We start from the raw sequence: 14,969 nt of genomic DNA on the forward strand, positions 1-14,969 counted from the left end.
TGGCGGGCGCCAGGCGCGCCCGTCTGCACCGACTCTCGGCGACACAGGGGGATGCCTTGTTCCTGGCTCAAGAAATTATTCGTAAGAAACGCGACGGCCAGCCGTTAAGCGAAGCGGAAATCCGCTTTTTCATCAACGGCATTCGCGACAACGTGGTGTCGGAAGGGCAGATCGCCGCGCTGGCGATGACCATTTATTTCCATGACATGAGCATGCCGGAGCGCGTGGCGCTCACCATGGCGATGCGCGATTCCGGCACCGTGTTGGACTGGAAAAGCCTGGCGCTGAACGGCCCGATCGTCGACAAGCATTCGACCGGCGGCGTGGGCGACGTGACCTCGCTGATGCTCGGCCCGATGGTGGCGGCCTGCGGCGGCTATGTGCCGATGATCTCCGGCCGCGGCCTGGGGCATACCGGCGGCACGCTGGACAAGCTGGAAGCCATTCCGGGCTTCAATATTTTCCCGGACGATAACGCCTTCCGCAAAATCATTCAGGACGTCGGCGTGGCGATCATCGGCCAGACCAGCTCGCTGGCGCCGGCGGACAAACGTTTTTACGCCACCCGCGACATCACCGCCACCGTGGATTCGATCCCGCTGATCACCGCCTCCATTCTGGCCAAGAAGCTGGCGGAAGGGCTGGATGCGCTGGTGATGGACGTGAAGGTTGGCTCCGGCGCCTTTATGCCGACCTATGCGCTGTCGCAAGATTTGGCGCAGGCGATCGTCGGCGTGGCCAACGGCGCGGGCTGCAAGACCACCGCGCTGCTGACCGACATGAACCAGGTGCTGGCCTCCAGCGCCGGCAACGCGGTGGAAGTGCGTGAAGCGGTGCGCTTCCTGACCGGCGAATACCGCAACCCGCGCCTGCTGGAAGTGACGCTGGCGCTGTGCGTGGAGATGCTGCTGTCCGGCGGCCTGGCGCAAGACGAGGCCGACGCGCGCGCCAAACTGCAGGCGGTGCTGGACAACGGCAAGGCGGCGGAGGTGTTTGGCCGCATGGTGGCGGCGCAGCAGGGGCCGATAGACTTCGTCGAACGCTACGATAGCTATCTGCCGGCGGCAACGCTGAGCAAGCCGGTGTATGCTGAAAAGCCGGGCATCGTCAGCGCCATGGATACCCGCGCGCTGGGCATGGCGGTGGTTTCGCTGGGTGGCGGCCGTCGCCGGGCGAGCGACGCCATCGATTACAGCGTTGGCCTGACCGAGGTGGCGCGCCTGGGCGAGAAAGTGGATGCCCAGCAGCCGCTGGCGATGATCCACGCCAACGATGAAGAGAGCTGGCAGCAGGCGGCCGATGCGGTGCGCAGCGCGATGACGCTGAGCGACAAGGCGCCGGAAGCGACGCCGGTGGTGTATAAGCGCATCACGGAATAACCCAAGAATCAGGAACGGTCGCGGCTTTTTCGCGGCCGTCCAAAGCGTGAGAACACGCAGGAGAGCACAGATGAAACGCACATTTATTATGGTATTGGACTCCTTCGGCATCGGCGCCAGCGAAGACGCCGAACGTTTTGGCGATCAGGGTTCCGACACCCTGGGCCACATCGCCGAGGTTTGCGCGCGCGGTGAGGCCAACGTGGGCCGCCAGGGCCCGCTGACGCTGCCTAACCTGAGCCGTCTGGGCCTCGGCAAAGCGGCGGAAGAGTCCACCGGCAACTTCCCGCAGGGGTTGGATCGCAACGCCGACATCATCGGCGCTTACGCTTACGCCAGCGAACTCTCTTCCGGTAAAGACACGCCGTCGGGCCACTGGGAAATCGCCGGCGTGCCGGTGCTGTTCGACTGGGGCTATTTCAAGGACGAGCACAACAGCTTCCCGCAGGCACTGCTGGACAAACTGGTCGAACGCGCCAAGCTGCCGGGCTACCTGGGCAACTGCCACTCATCCGGCACCGTGATCCTCGATCAACTGGGTGAAGAGCACATGAAAACCGGCAAGCCGATTTTCTACACCTCCGCCGACTCGGTATTCCAGATCGCCTGCCATGAAGAAACCTTCGGCCTGGATCGCCTGTACGAGCTGTGCGAAATCGCGCGTGAAGAGCTGACCGAAGGCGGGTATAACATCGGCCGCGTGATCGCGCGTCCGTTCGTCGGCGACAAGCCGGGCAACTTCCAGCGCACCGGCAACCGTCACGATCTGGCGGTAGAGCCGCCGGCGCCGACCGTGCTGAAAAAGCTGGTGGACGAGAAGGGCGGCGAAGTGGTGTCGATCGGTAAAATCGCCGACATCTACGCCAACGTCGGCATCACCAAGAAGGTGAAGGCGACCGGCATCGACGCGCTGTTCGACGCGACCCTGATCGAAATGGAAAAGGCCGGCGACAACACCATCGTGTTCACCAACTTCGTGGACTTCGACTCCTCCTATGGCCACCGCCGCGACGTGGCGGGCTACGCCGCCGCGCTGGAGCTGTTCGACCGCCGCCTGCCGGAGCTGCTGAAGCTGGTGAAAGACGAAGACATCATCATCTTCACCGCCGACCACGGCTGCGACCCGACCTGGCCGGGCACCGACCACACCCGCGAGCACATCCCGGTGCTGGTTTACGGCCCGAAAGTGAAACCGGGCTCGCTGGGCCACCGCGAGACCTTCGCCGACATCGGCCAGACCGTTGCCAATTACTTTGGCCTGTCGCCGATGGATTACGGTAAGAGCATGTTCTAAGCCCTGTCTTTCAAGCCGCAGCGTTGTTAGCTTCACGCGTGAACCCCAGTCACTTACTCAAGTAAGCTCCTGGGGATTCACCCGCTAGCTGCCTAGCTGCAACTCGAAATTCAAGGCTTAGATGTTTGACGTTTTTATTAAATAAGATTTCTAAAGGAAGAAAATTATGGCTACGCCGCACATTAATGCTGAGATGGGTGATTTCGCTGACGTAGTACTGATGCCGGGCGATCCGCTGCGTGCAAAATACATCGCCGAAACCTTCCTGGAAGGCGCGGTGGAAGTGAACAACGTGCGCGGCATGTTGGGCTTCACCGGCACCTATAAAGGCCGCCGCATCTCCGTAATGGGCCACGGCATGGGTATCCCATCCTGCTCCATCTATGCGCGCGAGCTGATCGCAGAATTCGGCGTGAAGAAGATCATTCGCGTGGGCTCCTGCGGCGCGGTGCGTGACGATATCAAACTGCGTGACGTGGTGATCGGCATGGGCGCGTGCACCGACTCCAAGGTGAACCGTCTGCGCTTCAAGGACAACGACTACGCGGCGATCGCCGACTTCGACATGGTGCGCAACGCGGTCGACGCGGCGGCGGCGCAGGGCATCCCGGCGCGCGTGGGCAACATCTTCTCCGCCGATCTGTTCTACACCCCGGATCCGGACATGTTCCAGGTGATGAAGAAGTACGGCATCCTGGGCGTGGAAATGGAAGCGGCCGGCATCTACGGCGTGGCGGCAGAGCTGTACGAAGAGTTCGGCTGCAAGGCGCTGACCATCTGCACCGTGTCCGACCACATCCTGCGTCACGAAGCGACCACGGCGGCGGAACGCCAGACCACCTTTAACGAAATGATCGTTATCGCGCTGGAATCCGTGCTGCTGGGCGACAAAGCGTAATACCCCGGCGGGCGTCATCATGGCGCCCGCCCATCAATCTATTCATTCCGCTTGGCCAGTTTTGGCTAACGCTTTACCTTTCAACTGGTTATTGATGAAGCCGTTACGGGCAATCTATTCACCGAAAGGACAATAAACGGCACGATCACATTCAGCGCCTGGCCTGAGTTACCCCTGCTTCGGCGCTTCCTGTTTTGCCTCAGGCGCATCCTCTTCGTCGTCTTCCACCGTATTGCCTTCTGCCAACGGCGTGTTGGCGGTCAACAGGTACGGCGACTGCTGCCAGCGGCTGCGGCGGTGTTGCAGCAGGGTGCGCGCCAGAATGATGCCGATCGCCAGCGCCAGCAGGATCATCAGGCGCAGCAGGTTGGTGGTGTTGTCCACCTGCTTGGACTCGGTCGCCAGCACGTGGGTGTCGAGGGTGATGCGGATAAAGCCGATCGGGCCGTCTTTGCCCTGAATGGATTCGACCAACTGGTGGTTGAAGTAGCTGCCGGCGCGTTTGCCGTCGAGCGACAGGCGATCGCGTATACTTATCTGCTCCCCGGCGTGGGAGACCAGCGTGCCGTCCAACTGATACACGCTGACGTCGAGAATGCGGCTGTGATCGGTGAGCTGCTTGAGGATGGCGTCGATGCGCGGGTTGTTGCCGTCGTCGTCCAGCAGCGGCGCCAGGCTGTAGGCGACCTGTTTGGTCAGCGTCTGCGCCAGCTCTTCGACCTGTTCGGATCGCGCCATTTGGTGACTCAGGCTAAAATAAGAGGCACCCTGCATCAGCAGCACCAGCAAAGCCAGGCAAATCAGGATAATAGCGGTACGGTGCAGGCGAAATTTCAGTTTAGCGCGAGCCATGCAGGTTCCTTGGGCATCGGGGACACTTTATGTTGCCAGAACCGCTGGCGATAGGATAGCTTGATGCGTCGTTTTATCATGCAGCGTTTTTGTCCATTCAGGAGTCAATGATGTCAAACAGTCTGACCTATTGCGATCTTCCGGCGGAGATCTCTCAATGGCCGGGTCTTCCCCTTTCGCTCAGCGGCGACGAAGTGATGCCGCTGGACTACCGGGCGGGCAATACCGGATGGCTGTTATACGGCAGAAAGCTGGACAAGGCGCGCATTACACAATTCCAACGCAAGCTGGGCGCGGCGATGGTGATCGTCACCGCCTGGGGCGTGGACGACTATCAGGTGGTGCGCCTGGCGGGCACCTTGACGCCGCGCGCCAAGCTGCTGGCGGCGGAGAGCGGGCTGGACGTGGCGCCGCTCGGCAAGATCCCGCACCTGCGCACGCCGGGGCTGCTGGTGATGGACATGGATTCGACGGCGATCGAGATCGAGTGCATCGACGAGATCGCCAAGCTGGCGGGCGTCGGCGAACAGGTGGCGGAAGTCACCGAACGCGCGATGCGCGGCGAGCTGGACTTTACCGCCAGCCTGCGCCAGCGCGTCGGCACGCTGAAAGGAGCCGACGCCAACATCCTCAAGCAGGTGCGCGACGAGCTGCCGCTGATGCCGGGGCTGACCAGCCTGGTGGGCAAGCTGCAGGCGATGGGCTGGCATGTGGCGATCGCCTCCGGCGGCTTCACCTACTACGCCGAATACCTGCGCAACCGGCTGCGGCTGGTGGCGGCGGCGGCCAATGAGCTGGAGATCCGCGACGGCAAGCTGACCGGCGAAGTGCTGGGGCCGGTGGTGGACGCGCAGTTCAAAGCCGATACGCTGCTGCGGCTGGCGGAGAAGCTGGAGATCCCGCTGGCGCAGACCGTAGCCATCGGCGACGGCGCCAACGATTTGAAAATGATGCAGGCGGCGGGGTTGGGCATCGCCTACCACGCCAAGCCGAAAGTGTATGAAAAAGCGCAGGTGGCGATCCGGCATGCGGATCTGATGGGCGTGCTGTGCATTCTCACCGGCAGCCTGAAACACGAAGTGCGATAACGAAAGATTGAGGTAGACGTGGCAAAAGCGGCAAAACGGGCATTTGTGTGCAATGAGTGCGGGGCGGACTATCCGCGTTGGCAGGGGCAGTGCAGCGCCTGTCATGCCTGGAACACCATCACGGAAGTGCGTTTGGCCGCGTCGCCCGCAGCGGCGCGCAACGATCGCCTCAGCGGCTATGCCGGCGACGCCGGCGTCAGCAAGGTGCAGAAGCTGTCGGAAATCAGCCTTGAGGCGCTGCCGCGCTTCACCACCGGCTTTCTCGAGTTCGATCGCGTGCTGGGCGGCGGCGTGGTGCCCGGCAGCGCCATTCTGATCGGCGGCAACCCCGGCGCCGGCAAGAGCACCCTGTTGCTGCAGGTGCTGTGCAAACTGTCCGAACAGATGAAAACCCTGTACGTCACCGGCGAGGAGTCGCTGCAGCAGGTGGCGATGCGCGCTCACCGTCTGGGGCTGCCGACCGGCGGCCTGAACATGCTGTCGGAAACCAGCATCGAGCAGATCTGCCTGATCGCCGAGCAGGAACAGCCGAAGCTGATGGTGATCGACTCGATCCAGGTGATGCACATGGCGGACATTCAGTCTTCGCCGGGCAGCGTGGCCCAGGTGCGCGAAACCGCCGCCTACCTGACGCGCTTCGCCAAGACGCGCGGCGTGGCGATCGTCATGGTCGGCCACGTCACCAAAGACGGCTCGCTGGCCGGGCCGAAAGTGCTGGAACACTGCATCGACTGTTCGGTGCTGCTGGACGGCGACGCCGATTCCCGCTTCCGCACCCTGCGCAGCCACAAGAACCGCTTCGGCGCGGTCAACGAGCTGGGGGTGTTCGCCATGACCGAACAGGGGCTGCGCGAAGTCAGCAACCCTTCGGCGATCTTCCTCAGCCGCGGCGATGAAGTCACTTCCGGCAGTTCGGTGATGGTGGTGTGGGAAGGCACCCGGCCGCTGCTGGTGGAGATCCAGGCGCTGGTGGATCACTCGATGATGTCCAACCCGCGCCGCGTGGCGGTGGGCCTGGAGCAGAACCGGTTGGCGATCCTGCTGGCGGTGCTGCACCGGCACGGCGGGCTGCAGATGTCGGATCAGGACGTGTTCGTCAACGTGGTCGGCGGGGTGAAGGTCAGCGAGACCAGCGCCGATTTGGCGCTGCTGATGTCGTTGGTGTCGAGCCTGCGCGATCGGCCGCTGCCGAACGATCTGGTGGTGTTCGGCGAAGTGGGGCTGGCGGGAGAAATCCGTCCGGTGCCGAGCGGCCAGGAGCGCATCTCCGAAGCGGCCAAGCACGGTTTCAAGCGCGCCATCGTGCCGCACGGCAACATGCCGAAGAAGCCGCCGGCCAACATGCAGGTGTTTGGGGTCAAGAAGCTGGCGGACGCGCTCGACGTGCTGGAAGAGTTTTATTAATGTCGCCGACGGCGAGTAAGATATGCTATTTTGTTTAGCATACTAAACGGAGGTGGCCATGCCGCAATTTGATTACCTGAAGACGTCCATTAAGCAAAAGGGCTGTACTTTGCAGCAGGTGGCGGATGCCAGCGGCATGACCAAGGGCTATCTGAGCCAGCTGTTGAACGACAAAATCAAAAGCCCGAGCGCGCAAAAGCTCGAGGCGCTGCACCGTTTTCTCGGGCTGGAGTTCCCGCGTAAAGAGGTCAAAGTCGGCGTGGTGTTTGGTAAATTTTACCCGCTGCACACCGGCCACATCTATCTGATCCAGCGCGCCTGCAGTCAGGTGGACGAACTTCACGTTATCTTGTGCCACGATGAACCGCGCGATCGCGAGCTGTTCGAGAACAGTTCGATGTCGCAACAGCCAACGGTCAGCGATCGCCTGCGCTGGCTGCTGCAGACCTTCAAGTACCAGAAAAACATCCATATCCACTCGTTCGACGAGCAGGGCATCGAACCCTATCCGCACGGCTGGAACGTGTGGAGCGACGGCATGAAGGCCTTTATGGAACAAAAGGGCATCGTGCCGAGCTTCATCTATTCCAGCGAAGCGCAGGATGCGCCGCGCTACCGCGAGCATCTGGGCATCGAAACCATCTTGGTCGATCCCGAGCGTTCGTTCATGAACATCAGCGGCAATCAGATCCGCCAGGATCCGTTCCGCTATTGGGACTACATCCCGACCGAGGTGAAGCCGTTCTTCGTGCGCACCGTGGCGATCCTCGGCGGCGAGTCGAGCGGCAAGTCGACGCTGGTCAACAAGCTGGCCAACATCTTCAACACCACCAGCGCCTGGGAATATGGCCGCGATTACGTGTTTTCGCACCTGGGCGGCGACGAGATGGCGCTGCAGTACTCCGACTACGACAAAATCGCTCTCGGGCAGGCGCAATACGTGGATTTCGCGGTTAAGTACGCCAACAAGGTGGCGTTTATCGATACCGATTTCGTCACCACCCAGGCGTTTTGCAAAAAGTACGAGGGGCGTGAACACCCCTTCGTGCAGGCGCTGATCGACGAATACCGTTTCGATCTGGTGATCCTGTTGGAAAACAACACGCCGTGGGTGGCGGACGGCCTGCGCAGCCTTGGCAGCGTCGCCGATCGCCTGGCGTTCCAGCATTTGCTGGAGGAGATGTTGCGCGCCAACAACATCGAGTATGTGCACGTCGAGTCCAGCGATTACGAAGAGCGTTTCCTGCGCTGCGTCGAGCTGGTGCAGCAGCTGCTGGCGGCGGACGCCGGCCGGTTGGCGAATGCGCCCGCCCATCGCCACGCCGCAGGCTGAGAAAATTAGCGGAATGTGCGGTCGCGGCGGCAGAAACGCCTCTGTGGCGCACATTTAACGGCTTGTTTAAACATGGTTCATTCGGTAGCGACTAGGTTAAGATTTTCTTTACAATAACGCTCAGAAGAAGACATGTCTTATCGCTTACTCGTTCTCTGGTTGATCTGCTATGCCGCAGCCTGGACGCTGCTGACCGTTCATCTCGATCCCACTCTGCCTTACGACGCCGTCGAGGCGCTCAACTGGGGCCTCAACGCCGAGTGGGGCTCACCGAAAAATCCTTGGCTGGTCGGTGCGGCGATGCAGCCGGCGATCTGGCTCCCGTGGCTGCCGCTGAACCTGTACTGGTATGGCGGGCACTTCATCGCCATCGCCATCGGCATGTTGGGCGTCTGGCTATTGGCGCGCCGCCTGAGCGGCAGCACCTCGCTGGCCTGGATGGCGCTGCTGACGCTCAACCTGTCCGGCATCATCAATTTCGACATCATTCCCTACAACGACAATTACCTGTTGGTGATGCTGTGGCCGTGGATGGCGCTGTTCTTCCACCTGGCGATCTCGCGTTCGGCCAACTGGTGGCCGGCTTTCGCATTGGTGGCCGGTCTGGCGATGATGGCGAAATACTCGACCTTCGCCTTCGTCTATTTCGCGGCGCTGTCGACGCTGTTCGTACCGCAGATCCGCCGCTGCTATCGCCAGCCGCAGTTCTATCTGGCGGTGGCGATCTGGTTGGCGCTGGTGCTGCCGAACCTGTTCTGGCTGTGGAACCATGACTTCGCCGCCTTCAAGTGGGTGGATTCGCAGATCAAGATGCAGCTCAACCTCGATATGCTGCAGTCGCTGCTGCTGGTGTTCTATCCGTCGCTCGCGCTGTGGGTGATCCTGCGGCGCAGCGGGGCGGTGATGGCCTGGCCAGCGGCGTTGCCGATGCGGGTGTTGCTGTGGGTCTACCTGTTGCCGCTCGGCATCATTACCTTCTGGTTCTCTTTCAACGTCGGCGGCCGGCTGACCGAGTGGCTGCAGCCGTTCTTCATGCTGGCGCCCGCGCTGCTGGTCGGCTGCGTGCGCCAGCCGCCGGTGCGTTCGCTGCGCGCGGCGACCATCGGGCTGATGTGCGCGGCGCTGGCGGTCTATCTGGGGTATGCCGCGGTGATGCTGGGCAACGTGCGCAACGCCGGCCAGAAAATGGTGGGTATCAAGGCGTTCAGCGTCGGAGTGGAGCGGCTGTGGCAGGAGCGGTATGGCGTCAGCCTGCGCTACGTCGGCGGCGAATACCTGTCGCAGTGGATGACGGTGTACGCCGGCTCCCGGCCGCAGACCATTACGCGCTGGTCTAATCATACGCGCCCGAATATCTACAACGTCAACATCAGCTATCCGCAGATTGCGCAGCACGGCGTCGCCCTGTTCGGGCGGTTGGGTGAAGACTGCGCGCGCAGCGACTTCGGCGGCGAGTTGGCCCACTGGCCGAAGATGCGCCTCGATTGGCAGCAGACGCTGACGTTCCGCGCCGATCCGCATGCCGACGAGCAAGCGCTGTGCGTCGGCTTCGTTCGTCCGCAGTAACGGCGGCGCAAAACGCCGCCGCGATTCAGGCTTAGTAAGCGATAACCAGCTTGCCTTGCATATGGCCGCCGAGCAGCCGTTGATGCGCGGCGGTCAGCGTTTCTACCGACAGCCCGTGCAGGGTTTCGCTCAGCGTGGTGCTCAACTTGCCCTCGTCCAGCAGCTGCGCCACCTGTTGGAGGATCTGGCCCTGCTGCGCGATGTCCGGGGTGGTGAACATGCTGCGGGTGAACATGAACTCCCAATGCAGCGCGGCGCTCTTCAGCTTCAGCGCGTTTTGATCCAACGGCTGCGCGTTCTCGACGATGGTGCAGATATGGCCCAGCGGCGCGACCAGCTCGGCCATCGCCGGCCAGTGGCCGTCGGTATCGTTCAGGCACAGGATGTAATCCACCTGCTCGATGCCGTGCTGCGCCAGCTCGCCCTTCAGATCGCGGTAGTCCACCACCAGATCGGCGCCGCGCTCACGGCACCAGGCGGCGGATTCCGGCCTTGAGGCGGTGGCGATCACTTTCACCTTGCTGCGCAGCGCGGCCAGCGGAATGGCCAGCGAGCCGACGCCGCCGGCGCCGCCGATGATCAGTAGCGTCTTGTGCTCCGGCGCATCCTGAATGTTCAGGTGTTCGAACAGCGCTTCCCAGGCGGTGAGGGCGGTGAGCGGCAGGGCGGCGGACTCGGCCCAGTTCAGGCTGCGCGGCTTGTGCGCGGCGATGCGTGAGTCGATCAGCTGGTGGCTGCTGTTGCTGCCGGGGCGGGTGATGTCGCCGGCGTACCACACTTCATCGCCGGGCTTGAAGCCGCTGACGCCGCTGCCCACGTCTACCACCACGCCGCTGGCGTCCCAGCCGAGGATGCGCGGCTGCTGCAGGCCGCTCTTTTGCAGACCGGCGTGCACTTTGGTGTCCACCGGGTTGACCGACGCCGCTTTCACTGCCACCAGCAGATCGTACTGGCCGGGAACCGGCATCTCCGGTGAGATTTCGATGAAACCGGCGGGGTTCTGCGGGTCTACGGCAATGGCTTTTATCGACATGATTGTGCTCCTTTTAAATGATGTCCCCAGTGTAGACCCGCGGCAGTGGGGTGATAAGATGGACAATATCTAACAGAGTGTTCGTTTAAGGTGAACAATGGAATTCAAACAGCTGCAGGACATGGCGCTGTTCGCGCTGGTGGCGGAGTGCGGCAGCTTCACCGCCGCCGCGCAGCGCGTCGGGTTGCCGAAATCCAGCGTCAGCCAGCGCATCAGCCAGCTCGAACAGACGCTGGGGCTGCGCTTGCTCAATCGCACCACGCGCCAGCTGAACCTGACCTTCGCCGGTGAGCGCTATCTGGAACATTGTCAGGCGATGATGTCCGCCGCGGAACGCGCCGATCTGGCGTTGCAGCGGCTGCGCGATAACCCGAGCGGCCGCCTGCGCATTTCAACGCCCGCCGGGCTGGGGGCGACCCTAGTGGCGCGGCTGGCGGCGGATTTTCAGCGCCAGTATCCGGACGTTTCGCTGGAGGTGTCGGTGTCCGACGCCATGGTGGATCTGGTGCAGGAAGGTTACGATGCCGCGCTGCGCACCGGCAAGCCGCAGGATTCTTCGCTGATCGGTCGCCGTCTCGGGTATGCGCCGCGCTATCTGTTGGCCGCGCCGTCTTATCTGGCGCAGCATCCGCCGATCGAACACCCGCAGCAGCTGCAACAGCATCGCTGCATTGCCCACCGCGCCTGGACGGCCTGGAACCTGCGCTGCGGCGATGACTATTACCGCTGGCAGCTGCCGCTGGCGCACACCACCGACAACCTGCTGTATGCGCGTGAATGCGCTATCGCCGGCGCGGGGATCACGCTGTTGCCGGCGTTTCTCAGCCGCGAGGTGGTGGCGCAGAAGCTGTTGGTGGAAGTCTTGCCGGCGTGGCGCGCGGAGGGCAACGAGCTGTATCTGGTTTACCCGAGCCGCAAGCTGAATTCCCCGGCGCTGGCCTGCTTCATCGATGTGGTGCTGCAGCATCCGGCGTTCGACGACTACGCCCGCGAGCTGCCGCGGGAATAAGAACCAAGGAAGCCCAGGCCGCTCCTGGGTTAAACAAGATATTACGTCACTTGCACGATGCGCTTTCCTGTGTTTTCCCCCGCCAGCAGGCCAACCAGGGCCGCGGGCAGCAGCTCAAAACCGGCGATCAGATCTTCGATGACCGCTAATTTCTTCTCCGCGACCCAGGCCGTGAGCGCCGTCAGCGCCTGTTCTTGTCGGTGAAGGAAGTCGGCCAACAGGAACCCCCGCATCGTCAAGCTGTTGACGATCAGCAAACCGGGGATCCCGGCCGGCGCGGCCGGTGGGGAGGCCGTATCGTACTGCGACACCGCGCCGCAGCAAACAATGCGCCCCTGTTTCGCCATGTGCGGCAGGCAGGCCGCCAAAATATCGCCGCCGACGTTGTCGAACAGCACGTCAATGCCGTTGGGGCACGAGCGGCGCAGGCCGTCATGCAGATTCCCCGCCTTATAATCTATCGCCGCGTCGAAACCCAGCCTGTCCGTCAGCAGAGCCGTTTTGGCGGCGCCGCCGGCAATGCCCACCGTGCGGCAGCCGTGGAGCCGGGCGATTTGTCCGGCGAACATGCCTACCGCCCCTGCGGCGGCGGAAATGACGACGGTTTCACCGGCCTTGGGGCGTCCGCATTCCAGCAGGCCGAAGTAAGCGGTGAGTCCGGGTACGCCGTAAACGCTGAGCAAGTGCGTATGCGGAACGATGTCCGGCTGTTTGAGCGCCTCAGCCGCCGGCAGGGCCGTGAAGGTTTGCCAGCCGGTTTCCGCCAACACGATATCGCCGGCGGCCAGCAGGGGAGAGCGCGACGTGACGACTTCGGCCAGCGTCGTCGCGGCCATGATGTCTCCTGGCTGCAATCCGGAACGATAGGTGACGCCCTGCATCCAGGCTCTGCTGGCCGCATCCAAAGGCACGTAAAGCGTGCGCAACAGAACCTCTCCGGGGCCGGGGATCGGCATCGGGGTCTCGCGAGTCTGAAAACAATCGACGGTCAGCTTTCCCTGTGGGAGTTTGCCGAGGATGATTTGGCGATTCTGCATAGGGGGCTCCTGTTTAAATCTTGCCGAAGATGTCGATGCCGGTGAGTTGCGCCGACAATTCCCACAGGCGTTGGGCCTGTTCAGGATCGACGGCGTAGCTTTTTACGCCGCTGAAGGAAAGGCCCTCGTCATCGTTGCGCCGGGCGATATCGCAGTCTTCGCAATACAATCCGCCAAGGCCATTGAGTTGAGGCGATGTCGCCGCCCACACCTGGGTTGCCGCACCCTGTTGCGGCGTTTTCAGCATTTCCGGGTGGGCGGGTTTGCCGTCGGCGTCGATCCAGTCCAATGCGAGCATCTCTTCCTGCGAGAGGTAACGCTGCAGTGGCGTGGGGATCATGCCGGGATGCAGCGTGAAGGCGCGTACACCGGCGGCTCGTCCTCGTTTGTCGAGGTGCACGGCGAATAACGCATTAGCGGTTTTCGACTGGCCGTAGGCCCGCCACTTGTCATAGCCGCTGTGAAACTGCACGTCATTCCAGCGTATGGCGCTGGCATGGTGGCCGGAAGAGGAGATGACGACAACGCGGGCGCCGCCCGCCAATGCCGGCCAGAGGTGGTTCACCAGCGCGTAATGCCCCAGGTGGTTGATCGCGAATTGAGCCTCCCAGCCTGGGCCGATGCGGGTTTCAGGACAGGCCATGATGCCGGCGCCGCAGATCACCATATCGAGGTGGACGCCGGTCGCCAGAAGATGTTGCGCGAACTCTCTAATGTTGTTCAGATCGGCCAAATCAAGCTCATAAATGTCGACGTTGCTGATACCGGCGAGGGCCAGACGAGTGCGGGCGATGACGGGATCGCGGGCGGCGACAATCACCTGTGCTCCCGCCTGCGTCAATGCGCGAGTCGTTTCCAACCCCAGGCCGGAATGGCCGCCGGTGACCAGCGCCGTCATGCCGGCCAGTTGACGATCTTTGAGCACGTCGGCGGCGGTGGTGGTGGCGTTGAAGCCAGAGCCGATGGGCGTTTGTTTGTTCATTGGGGATTCCTCGCTGTGGTTGGCTGTGACACAGGGAGTGTAAATCGGCGTTATCCGGCGGATGAATGCAACAAAAACCTAATTTCTGTCGCCATCGTCCTAAAGTCTTCGGCCAGCGCATCGCGCGGGTTATGCTCTTGCAAGATCTTTATGGGGAGAGGGTATGGATCCTTTATCGGAAGTGCTGGCGCCACTGAACAGCCAGAATGCGTTTTTCGGCGGCCTGAAGGCCGGCGGCGACTGGGCCGTTCATTTTCCCGCTCCGCAAGGCGGGAAGTTCAACGCGGTGGTGCGCGGCGGCTGTTGGTTGGCGGCGGAAGGGCTGGCAGAACCGCTGTGGCTGGCGGCCGGCGACTGTTTACTGCTGACTCGCAGCCTGCCGCTGACCGTCGGCAGCGACTTGTCACTGCCGGCGCTCGACGCCGATGCGCTTTATCTGCAGGCGCAAAACGGCGTGGCGCGCTGCGGCGAGGGAGACACGTGCCTGTTTATCGGCGGGAGTTTTACCTTCGGTGAGGAAGTGGAGCGGTTGTTGGGGAGTTTACCGGCGTTGATGGTGATCCGAGGCGGCACCGAAGAGGCCGCCGTGTTGCAATGGGCGCTGCAGCGGCTGGCGGACGAGCTGTTAAAGCCTTCGCCGGGTAGCGCGCTGATGACGCATCACCTGGGGCAAATCATGTTGACCCAGGCGCTGCGGATTTACCTGACGAGGGAGGAGGGCGCGGCCTCCGGCTGGCTGCCCGCCTTGTTCGATCCGCGCATCGGCGCCGCGATGCAGGCAGTACACGCCGATCCAGCCCGGCGCTGGACGGTGGCGTCATTGGCCGATGCGGCGAGCGTTTCCCGTTCGACGTTGGCGCTGCGCTTCAAGCAGAAGGCGGGAATGGCGCCGCTTGAGTATGTGTCGCGTTGGCGCATGCTGCTGGCGGCGCGGGCGCTGCGTACCGGCGGCGAACCGGTCTCCGCTATCGCGCAGCGTTTGGGGTACGATTCCGACAGCGCTTTCAGCCACGCGTTCAAGCGCGTGATGGCATGCTCACCGCGCGACTATCGTCGGGCGCGGGCATAAAAAAAGGCGCCGCATGCGGCGCCTT

General features: G+C 62.6%; 13 protein-coding genes. 9 read left to right on the plus strand and 4 right to left on the minus strand.

The features are described 5' to 3' along the window. Positions 1-56 precede the first annotated feature (56 nt). From deoA to deoD, 3 genes are all read left to right on the plus strand, one after another. Positions 57-1,379, plus strand: a complete 1,323-nt coding sequence (deoA, locus tag ACF8MC_RS18680) for a thymidine phosphorylase (RefSeq protein ID WP_164105402.1) — start codon at positions 57-59, stop codon at positions 1,377-1,379. Between the two features lie 70 nt (positions 1,380-1,449). After that, the gene (gene deoB / locus ACF8MC_RS18685; protein WP_033649124.1) at positions 1,450-2,673 is read left to right on the plus strand and encodes a phosphopentomutase; all 1,224 of its coding nucleotides are present in this window, start codon (positions 1,450-1,452) and stop codon (positions 2,671-2,673) included. 166 nt (positions 2,674-2,839) lie between these two features. Next, positions 2,840-3,571 carry a purine-nucleoside phosphorylase gene (gene deoD, locus ACF8MC_RS18690; RefSeq protein WP_004933059.1) on the plus strand — a complete coding sequence of 244 codons (732 nt, stop codon included), beginning with the start codon at positions 2,840-2,842 and terminating at the stop codon, positions 3,569-3,571. A gap of 168 nt (positions 3,572-3,739) precedes the next feature. Here deoD and ACF8MC_RS18695 read toward each other — a convergent pair whose 3' ends face one another. Next, positions 3,740-4,423, minus strand: a complete 684-nt coding sequence (locus ACF8MC_RS18695; protein ID WP_164105400.1) for a YtjB family periplasmic protein — start codon at positions 4,421-4,423, stop codon at positions 3,740-3,742. 110 nt (positions 4,424-4,533) lie between these two features. Here ACF8MC_RS18695 and serB point away from each other — a divergent pair, with 110 nt between their 5' ends. From serB to ACF8MC_RS18715, 4 genes are all read left to right on the plus strand, one after another. Beyond that, the gene (serB, locus tag ACF8MC_RS18700; RefSeq protein ID WP_016929162.1) at positions 4,534-5,511 is read left to right on the plus strand and encodes a phosphoserine phosphatase; all 978 of its coding nucleotides are present in this window, start codon (positions 4,534-4,536) and stop codon (positions 5,509-5,511) included. Positions 5,512-5,529: 18 nt separating this feature from the next. Then, positions 5,530-6,915, plus strand: coding sequence for a DNA repair protein RadA (gene radA / locus ACF8MC_RS18705; RefSeq protein WP_025159617.1), 1,386 nt, complete (start codon positions 5,530-5,532; stop codon positions 6,913-6,915). A 58-nt stretch (positions 6,916-6,973) separates the two neighbouring features. Next, entirely contained in the window at positions 6,974-8,248 is a 1,275-nt protein-coding gene (gene nadR, locus ACF8MC_RS18710; protein ID WP_164105398.1) for a multifunctional transcriptional regulator/nicotinamide-nucleotide adenylyltransferase/ribosylnicotinamide kinase NadR, read from the plus strand. A gap of 132 nt (positions 8,249-8,380) precedes the next feature. Beyond that, entirely contained in the window at positions 8,381-9,814 is a 1,434-nt protein-coding gene (locus ACF8MC_RS18715; protein ID WP_164105396.1) for a glycosyltransferase family 39 protein, read from the plus strand. A gap of 31 nt (positions 9,815-9,845) precedes the next feature. On the opposite strand, the gene ACF8MC_RS18720 is transcribed toward ACF8MC_RS18715, so the two are convergent. Continuing rightward, positions 9,846-10,847 (minus strand): zinc-binding alcohol dehydrogenase family protein, encoded by a 1,002-nt coding sequence (locus ACF8MC_RS18720; RefSeq protein WP_049213067.1) that lies wholly within the window; start codon positions 10,845-10,847, stop codon positions 9,846-9,848. 97 nt (positions 10,848-10,944) lie between these two features. Between ACF8MC_RS18720 and ACF8MC_RS18725 the strand changes: the two genes are divergently transcribed. Continuing rightward, positions 10,945-11,856, plus strand: coding sequence for a LysR family transcriptional regulator (locus ACF8MC_RS18725; RefSeq protein ID WP_060439106.1), 912 nt, complete (start codon positions 10,945-10,947; stop codon positions 11,854-11,856). Positions 11,857-11,897: 41 nt separating this feature from the next. Here the strand turns inward: ACF8MC_RS18725 and ACF8MC_RS18730 are convergent, their stop codons facing one another. Then, positions 11,898-12,893, minus strand: a complete 996-nt coding sequence (locus ACF8MC_RS18730) for an NADP-dependent oxidoreductase (RefSeq protein ID WP_164105393.1) — start codon at positions 12,891-12,893, stop codon at positions 11,898-11,900. Between the two features lie 13 nt (positions 12,894-12,906). Continuing rightward, on the minus strand, positions 12,907-13,875 hold the full coding sequence (locus ACF8MC_RS18735) for an SDR family NAD(P)-dependent oxidoreductase (RefSeq protein WP_164105391.1): 969 nt from the start codon (positions 13,873-13,875) through the stop codon (positions 12,907-12,909). A 163-nt stretch (positions 13,876-14,038) separates the two neighbouring features. On the opposite strand from ACF8MC_RS18735, the gene ACF8MC_RS18740 reads away from it, so the two are divergent. Then, positions 14,039-14,944 (plus strand): AraC family transcriptional regulator, encoded by a 906-nt coding sequence (locus ACF8MC_RS18740; protein WP_164105388.1) that lies wholly within the window; start codon positions 14,039-14,041, stop codon positions 14,942-14,944. Positions 14,945-14,969: the final 25 nt, after the last annotated feature.

Origin of the sequence: Serratia sp. LACPHL-BACT-2024-00286 (assembly GCF_043109535.1) — a bacterium.
GTDB lineage: Bacteria > Pseudomonadota > Gammaproteobacteria > Enterobacterales > Enterobacteriaceae > Serratia > Serratia sarumanii.